Source organism: Streptomyces olindensis, from assembly GCF_040645895.1.
Taxonomy (GTDB): Bacteria; Actinomycetota; Actinomycetes; order Streptomycetales; family Streptomycetaceae; genus Streptomyces; species Streptomyces olindensis.
This window is the reverse complement of the sequence record NZ_JBEYZD010000010.1, coordinates 162,418-169,710: the sequence shown is the minus strand read 5'-3', so window position 1 is coordinate 169,710 and position 7,293 is coordinate 162,418. Positions and strand designations below refer to the sequence as shown.

The 7,293-nt window shown below is 72.2% G+C and carries 6 protein-coding genes and 1 pseudogene; all 7 read left to right on the top strand.

Annotated elements, in window-relative coordinates:
- Positions 1-96 precede the first annotated feature (96 nt).
- Positions 97-876: pseudogene (locus ABZ948_RS08930) on the top strand (NAD(P)/FAD-dependent oxidoreductase); the annotation flags it as partial.
- A gap of 11 nt (positions 877-887) precedes the next feature.
- Positions 888-1,700, top strand: coding sequence for an acetoacetate decarboxylase family protein (locus tag ABZ948_RS08925; RefSeq protein ID WP_359758247.1), 813 nt, complete (start codon positions 888-890; stop codon positions 1,698-1,700).
- A gap of 95 nt (positions 1,701-1,795) precedes the next feature.
- Complete coding sequence (locus ABZ948_RS08920) at positions 1,796-3,259, top strand: aldehyde dehydrogenase (RefSeq protein ID WP_359758246.1); 1,464 nt, start codon at positions 1,796-1,798, stop codon at positions 3,257-3,259.
- Positions 3,252-4,175 carry a 3,4-dihydroxyphenylacetate 2,3-dioxygenase gene (locus tag ABZ948_RS08915; protein ID WP_359758245.1) on the top strand — a complete coding sequence of 308 codons (924 nt, stop codon included), beginning with the start codon at positions 3,252-3,254 and terminating at the stop codon, positions 4,173-4,175. The genes ABZ948_RS08920 and ABZ948_RS08915 overlap by 8 nt, the downstream gene beginning before the upstream one ends.
- Entirely contained in the window at positions 4,168-5,013 is an 846-nt protein-coding gene (locus ABZ948_RS08910; protein WP_359758244.1) for a fumarylacetoacetate hydrolase family protein, read from the top strand. Before ABZ948_RS08915 ends, ABZ948_RS08910 begins: the two co-directional genes overlap by 8 nt.
- 28 nt (positions 5,014-5,041) lie before the next feature.
- Positions 5,042-5,641 (top strand): TetR/AcrR family transcriptional regulator, encoded by a 600-nt coding sequence (locus tag ABZ948_RS08905; RefSeq protein WP_031117680.1) that lies wholly within the window; start codon positions 5,042-5,044, stop codon positions 5,639-5,641.
- A gap of 138 nt (positions 5,642-5,779) precedes the next feature.
- Positions 5,780-7,240, top strand: a complete 1,461-nt coding sequence (locus ABZ948_RS08900; RefSeq protein WP_359758243.1) for an APC family permease — start codon at positions 5,780-5,782, stop codon at positions 7,238-7,240.
- The last annotated feature ends 53 nt before the right edge of the window (positions 7,241-7,293 follow it).

The window sequence follows — 7,293 nt, the reverse complement described above, 5'->3', positions numbered from 1 at the left end:
AGAGCAACCCGTCCTACCGCCGGGCGAAGACCGTCTACGACCACGACCCCGACAAGGCGAAGGCGCTGCTGAAGGAGGCCGGGGTCAAGGGGCTGCCGGCCCGGCGCGCGGGTCGTCGTGGTCGGCGCCGGGTTCATCGGCTGCGAGGTCGCCGCGACCGCGGTCGGGCTCGGTGCGGCCGAGGTGACCGTGGTGGATCCGCTCCCCCTGCCCATGGTCGGGCCCCTCGGCGAGCTGCTCGCCGAGACGCTGCTCGCGCGGCACCGGCAGCACGGAGTCCGCTTCGTGCTGGGCGCCGGTGTCGCCGGGTTCGAGGGGGACGACCGGGTCACCGGCGTCGTGCTGAGCGACGGGACCGTGCTGCCCGCCGACGTGGTGGTGGAGTCCGTGGGCTCGGTCGCCAACACCGAGTGGCTCGACGGCAACGGGCTCGATCTGGGCGACGGGGTGCTCACCGACGAGCACCTGCGGGTCGGCGGCCGGCCCGAGGTCGTCGCGGTCGGGGACGTCGCCCGCTTCCCCAACGCCCGCTACGACGGCGTGCCCCGGCGGGTCGAGCACTGGTCCCTGCCGGCCGACTCGGCCAAGCACGCCGCGAAGGTGCTGGTCGGAGGCGATGCCGGACTGACGCCCTTCGCGCCGCTGCCCACGTTCTGGAGCGACCAGCACGACTTCCGGTTGCAGTCCTTCGGCGCGCCGGTGCTGGGGCTCGGCGATGTCCGGGTCCTCGACGGTGACCCCTCGGGGGACGTCCTGGTCGGTTACCACCGCGACGGGCTGCTGGTCGGCGTCGTCGCGCTCGGCGGGCCTCCCGCCGCCCGTGCCGCCGCCCGGTACCGCGCCGATCTGCTGAAGCAGCCCGCCCTCACCTCGTAAGGAGCCCCTCCATGACCGGTCTTCGCGGTTACTTCCAGCCCAAGACGGCGACGGGTGCCTCGTCGCTGATCCCCTCTCCGCCGTGGCGGTACTCCGGTGACCTGCTCACCGTCGAGTACCGGACGGATCCCGCGCGGGTGCGCGAACTGCTGCCCGAGCCCCTGGAGCCGGCCGACGAGGATCCGGGCGCGGTCGCTCTGATCTGGGCCGACTGGCAGTCCTGCTCGGCCTCGGGGGAGGAGCTGCTCGATCCTGTGCGGGCGCAGTACAAGGAGGCCTTCGCGGTCGTGCGGTGCCGGTACGGGGGGCGGACGTACTCGCGGTGCGTGTACATCTGGGTGGACAAGGACTTCGCGATCGCGCGGGGGCTGCACCAGGGGTATCCGAAGAAGCTGGGTTCCATCCACCAGACCCGGCCGCATCCCTACGGGCCCGCTCCGCGGATCGAGGCGGGGGCGCGGTTCGGGGCGACGCTGGCGGCCGCGGACCGGCGGATCGCGCAGGCCGTGGTGACACTGCGGGAGCCGTCGGAGAGCGGCGGGTTCGTCAACGCCCATCCCATGGCGCACCACCGGTGGCTGCCGTCCATCGAGAAGGGGAAGGGCCTGGCTCTCGACGAGCTGATCGAGAGCGGCGCGGCTTCCTTCGAGGGCGGTCAGCCGTGGGTCGGGGACGCCGAGTTGGAGTTGTTCGAGGCGCCTACGGAGGAACTGGCCCGGCTGGAGATCCGGGAGCCGATCGCCGCGTACTACCGGCAGGTCGGGGTCGTCTGGGACGGCGGGCGGCTGCTGGAGGCCGGTACGTCCGGAGCGTCTGCCGCCTAGCGCCAGTGGTCGGGTGCGGGTGCGTGGTGGCTTGTCGCGCAGTTCCCCGCGCCCTGGGTAGCTGAGATTCCCCTCGTTCGAATGGAACCCTTCTCATGCCTGAAAAAATCACCGTCGCCGGTGTTTCCGTCGACACCCGGCACTGGATCGGCGGGCGGCGGGTCGCCTCCGACGGTACCTTCGCCGACTACTCTCCGATCGACGGCAGTGTCCTGGGCGAGATCGCCCGCGGCGGCTCCGCCGAGGCCGAAGCCGCCGTCGCCGCCGCCCGGGACGCCTTCCCCGGCTGGGCCGCCACCTCGCGCGGCGAACGCGCCCGCGTCCTGCACGCCATCGCCGACGGCGTCGAGAAGCGCCTCGAAGAGCTCGCGATCGTCGAGACCACCGACAACGGAGCGCTGCTGCGCTCGCACCGGCGGGGGGTCATGCCCCGCGTCGCCCACAACTTCCGCTTCTTCGCCGACTGGCTGCTGACCCTGGACCACGAGGACTTCGACACCCGGGGACACACCAACCACGTCAGCTGGGACCCCGCCGGACCCTGTGTGCTGATCACGCCGTGGAACGCGCCGCTGATGCTGGCCACCTGGAAGGTCGCCCCCGCCCTCGCCGCCGGCGACACCGTCGTCCTGAAGCCCGCGGAGTGGTCGCCGCTGACCGCCTCCCTGCTGGCCGACATCGCGGCGGAGGCCGGACTGCCGGCCGGTGTCCTCAACGTCGTCCAGGGGTACGGCTCCGAGATCGGCGACGCCCTCACCTCCCACCCCGACGTGCGGCGCATCAGCTTCACCGGCTCGGTGCCGACCGCGCGGCGGATCGCCGCCTCGGCCGCCGCGAACCTCACCCCCCTGAGCCTGGAACTGGGCGGCAAGTCACCGCTGCTGGTGTTCGCCGACGCCGACCTCGACCTGGCCGTCGACCTCGCCGTGGAGCAGTACGACAACGCCGGGCAGGTGTGCCTGGCCGGTACCCGGCTGCTCGTCGAGGAACAGGTCGCCGAGGAGTTCACCCGGCGGTTCGTTAAGAAGGCCACGGCCCTGCGGCAGGGCGACCCGCGGGACGAGTCCACCGACGTCGGTCCCACCATCCACCCCCGCCAGCTGGAGAAGATCGACGGCTTCGTGCAGAGGGCGGTCGCGGCCGGGGCACGGGCGGTCATCGGCGGGCACCGCGAGGGTGACGGGCAGTACTACGCGCCGACGCTGCTCACCGATGTCGCCCAGGACTCCGAGATCGTGCAGGAGGAGGTCTTCGGGCCCGTCCTGACCCTCCAGACCTTCACCGGCGAGGACGAGGCCGTGCGGCTCGCCAACGACACCCGCTTCGGGCTGGCCGCCACCGTCGCCACCGGCGACCGGGAGCGCGCCGAACGGGTCTCCGCCCGGCTCGTCGCGGGGACCGTCTGGATCAACTGCTTCTTCGTACGGGACCTCCGGGCCCCCTTCGGCGGCTCCCGGCAGTCCGGGGTCGGCCGCGAGGGCGGCACCTGGAGCTTCGACTTCTACTGCGACCTGAAGAACACCGTCACCGCCCCGAAGGGATGGAACGACCATGGGTGAGATCGTCGGAGCGGGCCTCCTCGCCCACGTCCCCACCATCGTGCTGCCCGAGGCCGACCGGCTGGAGCTCAACGAGGGCAAGGAGATCACCCTCGTCACCGGGCTCAGGGAGCTGCGCGGGGACGTCTTCGAGCGCGACGACTACGACACCGTCGTCGTCCTCGACTCCCACTGGGCCACCACCGTCGAGTTCGTCGTCACCGCCCAGTCGCGCAGAGCCGGGCTCTTCACCTCCGAGGAGCTGCCGCGCGGCATGTGCCGGATGCCCTACGACTTCCCGGGCGACCCCGAACTCGCCCACAACGTGGCGCAGTTCGCCGACAAGCACGGCACCTGGATCACCCCGATCGACGACGAGTACCTGCCGATCTACTACGCCACCATCAACCTCTGGAAGTACCTGGGCGAGGGCCTGCCCGACAAGCGGTGGGTCACCATCGGGGTCTGCCAGACCGGTGACATGGAGGACCACCTGCGGCTCGGGCGGGCGCTCGCCGACGGCATCGCCGCCACCCCCGGGCGACGGGTGCTGCTGATCGCCTCCGGCGCCCTCTCGCACACCTTCTGGCCGCTGCGCGAACTGCGCGACCACGAGGCCAGCGACCCGGTGCACATCCGCACGCCCGAGGCGCGGGAGGCCGACCGCCGGCGCATCGCCTGGTTCAAGGAGGGCCGCCACGACAAGGTCCTCGACACCATGGACGAGTTCTGGCAGCACAAGCCCGAGGCGAAGTTCTTCCACTACCTGATGATGGCCGGCGCCCTCGGCGAGCGGCGCTGCACCGCCCCGGCCCGCCAGTACGGCGCCTACGAGAACTCCGTCGGCACCGGCCAGGCCCACCTCTGGTTCGACCGGCCGGCCGACGGCTGGACCGGCAGCCCCACCACCGCACCCCGGGAGTCCGCCCATGCCTGAGTACCGCCGTATCCTCCTCGACGGCGCCGCCGTCCAGGTCACCGTCGACGGTGACGAGCTGGTCGCCGGGGACGGCCGCCGCGTCAAGACCGAGGAGGCGGCGCATCTGCCGCCGGTCGTGCCGTCGAAGGTCATCGCCGTGCACCTCAACCACCGCAGCCGGGTCGAGGAGTTCGGCATCGGGCTGCCCGGCACGCCCACCTACTTCCACAAGCCCACCTCCGCCCTCAACGCCCACCGGGGCGCGGTCGTCCGCCCCGAGGGCTGCAAGTGGCTCAACTACGAGGGCGAGGTCGCCATCGTCATCGGGCGGACCGCGCGGAACATCGCGCCGGCCGAGGCGGGCGAGTACATCGCCGGGTACACCATCGCCAACGACTACGGCCTGCACGACTTCCGCGACACCGACGCCGGGTCGATGCTCCGGGTCAAGGGCTCCGACACCCTCTGTCCGCTCGGCCCCGGCCTCGTCACCGACTGGGACTTCCACGGCAAGCGGCTGCGGACGTACGTCAACGGAGAGGTGGTGCAGGACGGGTCGACGGACGAGATGACCTGGGACATGCACTACCTCGTCGCCGACATCGCCCGCACCATCACCCTGTACCCGGGCGACGTCCTGCTGTCCGGCACACCCGCCAACTCGCGGCCGGTACAGCCGGGGGACGTCGTGGAGGTGGAGGTCGAGGGGCTGGGGCGGCTCACCAACCACATCGTGACCGGCCCGACCGCCATCCGCACCGACGTCGGCGCCCAGCCCACCGAGTCGGAGGAAGTGCTGTCCACCGCGCTCGGCGGCGACTGGGAGTTCCGTGGCATCCGGCCGCCGCGTCGCTGAACGGAGCGGCTTGGGTAGGGTCGCGGGCATGACCGAGCCCGCCCGCCGCCCCCGCAAGCGCGTGCACTACGGCACGGGCCGCGAGGCCCTGCTGGAGGCCGCCGTGCGCGTGGTGGCCCGGGGCGGGCTGCGCAGGCTCACCTACCGGGCGGTCGCGGAGGAGGCCGGGGTCACCCACGGCCTGGTCGTGCACCACTTCGGCTCCCGCGACGCCCTGATCGAGGAGGCCGTCGCCCACGCCATCCGCTCCTCCCTCAGCAGCAGCGCGCTCGAACCGGGCACGGGCAGGGCCGCCGACTTCTCGGCGGGCCTGACGGACATGGTCGAGTCCGGGCCGGACCTCCAGGCGTTCCAGTACGAACTGCTGCTGGAGGCCCGGCGCCGCCCCGAGCTCCTCGCCCACCTGCGGTCGCTGTACGACGAGTACTTCGACGCGACCCGGCGCGAGCTCACCCAGATGCTGCCCGGGCCGGTCGGCGAGGGCCTGTCCCGTATGGTTTTCGCCACCCTGGAGGGCCTCGTCCTGCACCAGCTCGTCTTCGGCGAGCGCGAGGTCATCGACGAGGCCCTGGACGAGTTGCGCGCGGTGCTGCGCCGCCTCGCCGAGGAGCGGGACGGCGAGGCGTAGGCGTCCCGCACGTCTCGACCGCGTAAAGCCTCGGATCTCCTCGCCCCGCTCCCCTTGCCAAACGGATAGTTCCGCCCCACCATGAGGCAACTCGTTTGGCCTGAAACGATCCTTCCTCCCCTCTGGCAGGTGATCCGAGTGGACAGTCAGACGGTCTCCCGGCACGCGGCGAAACCGGACGCGCCCACCGCAGGCACGCTCAAGCCCGACGCCCTCGGCGTCCTGGGCATCCTCTTCTTCGTCCTGTCCGCCCAGGCCCCGCTCACCGGCATCGCCGGCGCGGCCCCCATCGCCGTGGCCCTCGGCAACGGCCCCGGCGTACCCGCCGCCTACCTGGTGGCCGGGCTGGTGATCCTGCTGTTCTCGGTGGGCTTCGTCGCCATGGGCCGGCACGTCGTGGACGCCGGCGCCTTCTACACCTACATCGGCAAGGGCCTCGGCCGGACCACGGGCACCGGCAGCGCGGGCCTCGCGCTCTTCGCCTACTGCACCATCCAGGCCGCCATGTACGGCCTCTACGGCGCCATTGTCAGCGGCCTGGTCGCGAGCCACACCGGCCTCGACCTGCCGTGGTGGGTCTGGACGCTGGCCACCATGGCCGTCGTGCAGGCGCTCGGCGCGGCCGGCGTCGAGATGGGCGCCAAGGTGCTGGCCGTCCTCGTCCTCGCGGAGTTCAGCATCCTGTCGGTCTTCGCCCTGGTCACGCTGGCCAAGGGCGGCGGACCCGAGGGGCTCGGCCTCGCCGACAGCTTCTCCCCGGCGGCGGCCCTCGACGGGGCGCCGGGCGTGGCCGTGATGTTCGCCGTGGCGTCCATGTTCGGCTTCGAGGCCACCGCCATCTACGGCGAGGAGGCCCGCGAGCCCCGCCGGACCGTGCCGCGCGCCACCTACCTCGCGGTCGTGGTGGTCACCGGCTTCTTCGCCCTGGTCTCCTGGATGCTCATCTCCTCCTACGGCGCCTCCCGGGCCACCGCTGCCGCGGGCAAGGCCCTGGAGAGCGGCGACGGCGCCGGCTTCGTCTTCGCGCCCATCGCGGCGGAGTTCGGCGGCTGGGTGACCGACGTGCTGCCGATCCTGCTGGCCACGTCCCTCTTCGCCGGCATCCTCACCTTCCACAACTCCGCCAACCGCTACCTCTTCTCGCTCGGCCGCGACCGGCTGCTGCCGCGCCGCCTGTGCGGGCTCAACCGCCGCCACGCCCCCTGGGCGGCCGGGTGCGTGCAGACGGCCCTGGCCGTGCTGCTGGTGGTGCCCTTCGCGCTGGCGGGCAAGGACCCGGTGCTGACGCTGTTCTCCTGGTTCAGCGGGGTCGCCGTCCTGGCGATGATGCTGCTGTACCTGCTGACCTCGGTGTCCGTCGTGGCCTTCTTCCGCCGTGAGCGCCTCGACCCCCGTCGCTGGAACACCCTGATCGCACCCCTGCTGGGCGCGCTCGGCATCGCCGGGGCGATCTGGCTCGTCCTGGCCAACTTCACCACCCTCATCGGCGGCGAGCGCACCACCGCCCTGTGGCTCACGCTGTCCGTGCCGGTGGTCATGGTCCTGGGCCTGATCACCGCGCGGGTGCGGGGGAGAGCCGTCGCCGCCGCCGACGGGTGACCTCGCGCGCCGCCGCCCTCGGACAGCCCCGACCATATCGTTTGAGATCAAAG

What these genes read in the sequence shown, in the direction of transcription:
- ABZ948_RS08925 (WP_359758247.1), top strand. Translation starts at nt 888, where the DNA reads ATGACCGGTCTTCGCGGTTACTTCCAGCCCAAGACGGCGACGGGTGCC.
- ABZ948_RS08920 (WP_359758246.1), top strand. Translation starts at nt 1,796, where the DNA reads ATGCCTGAAAAAATCACCGTCGCCGGTGTTTCCGTCGACACCCGGCAC.
- ABZ948_RS08915 (WP_359758245.1), top strand. Translation starts at nt 3,252, where the DNA reads ATGGGTGAGATCGTCGGAGCGGGCCTCCTCGCCCACGTCCCCACCATC.
- ABZ948_RS08910 (WP_359758244.1), top strand. Translation starts at nt 4,168, where the DNA reads ATGCCTGAGTACCGCCGTATCCTCCTCGACGGCGCCGCCGTCCAGGTC.
- ABZ948_RS08905 (WP_031117680.1), top strand. Translation starts at nt 5,042, where the DNA reads ATGACCGAGCCCGCCCGCCGCCCCCGCAAGCGCGTGCACTACGGCACG.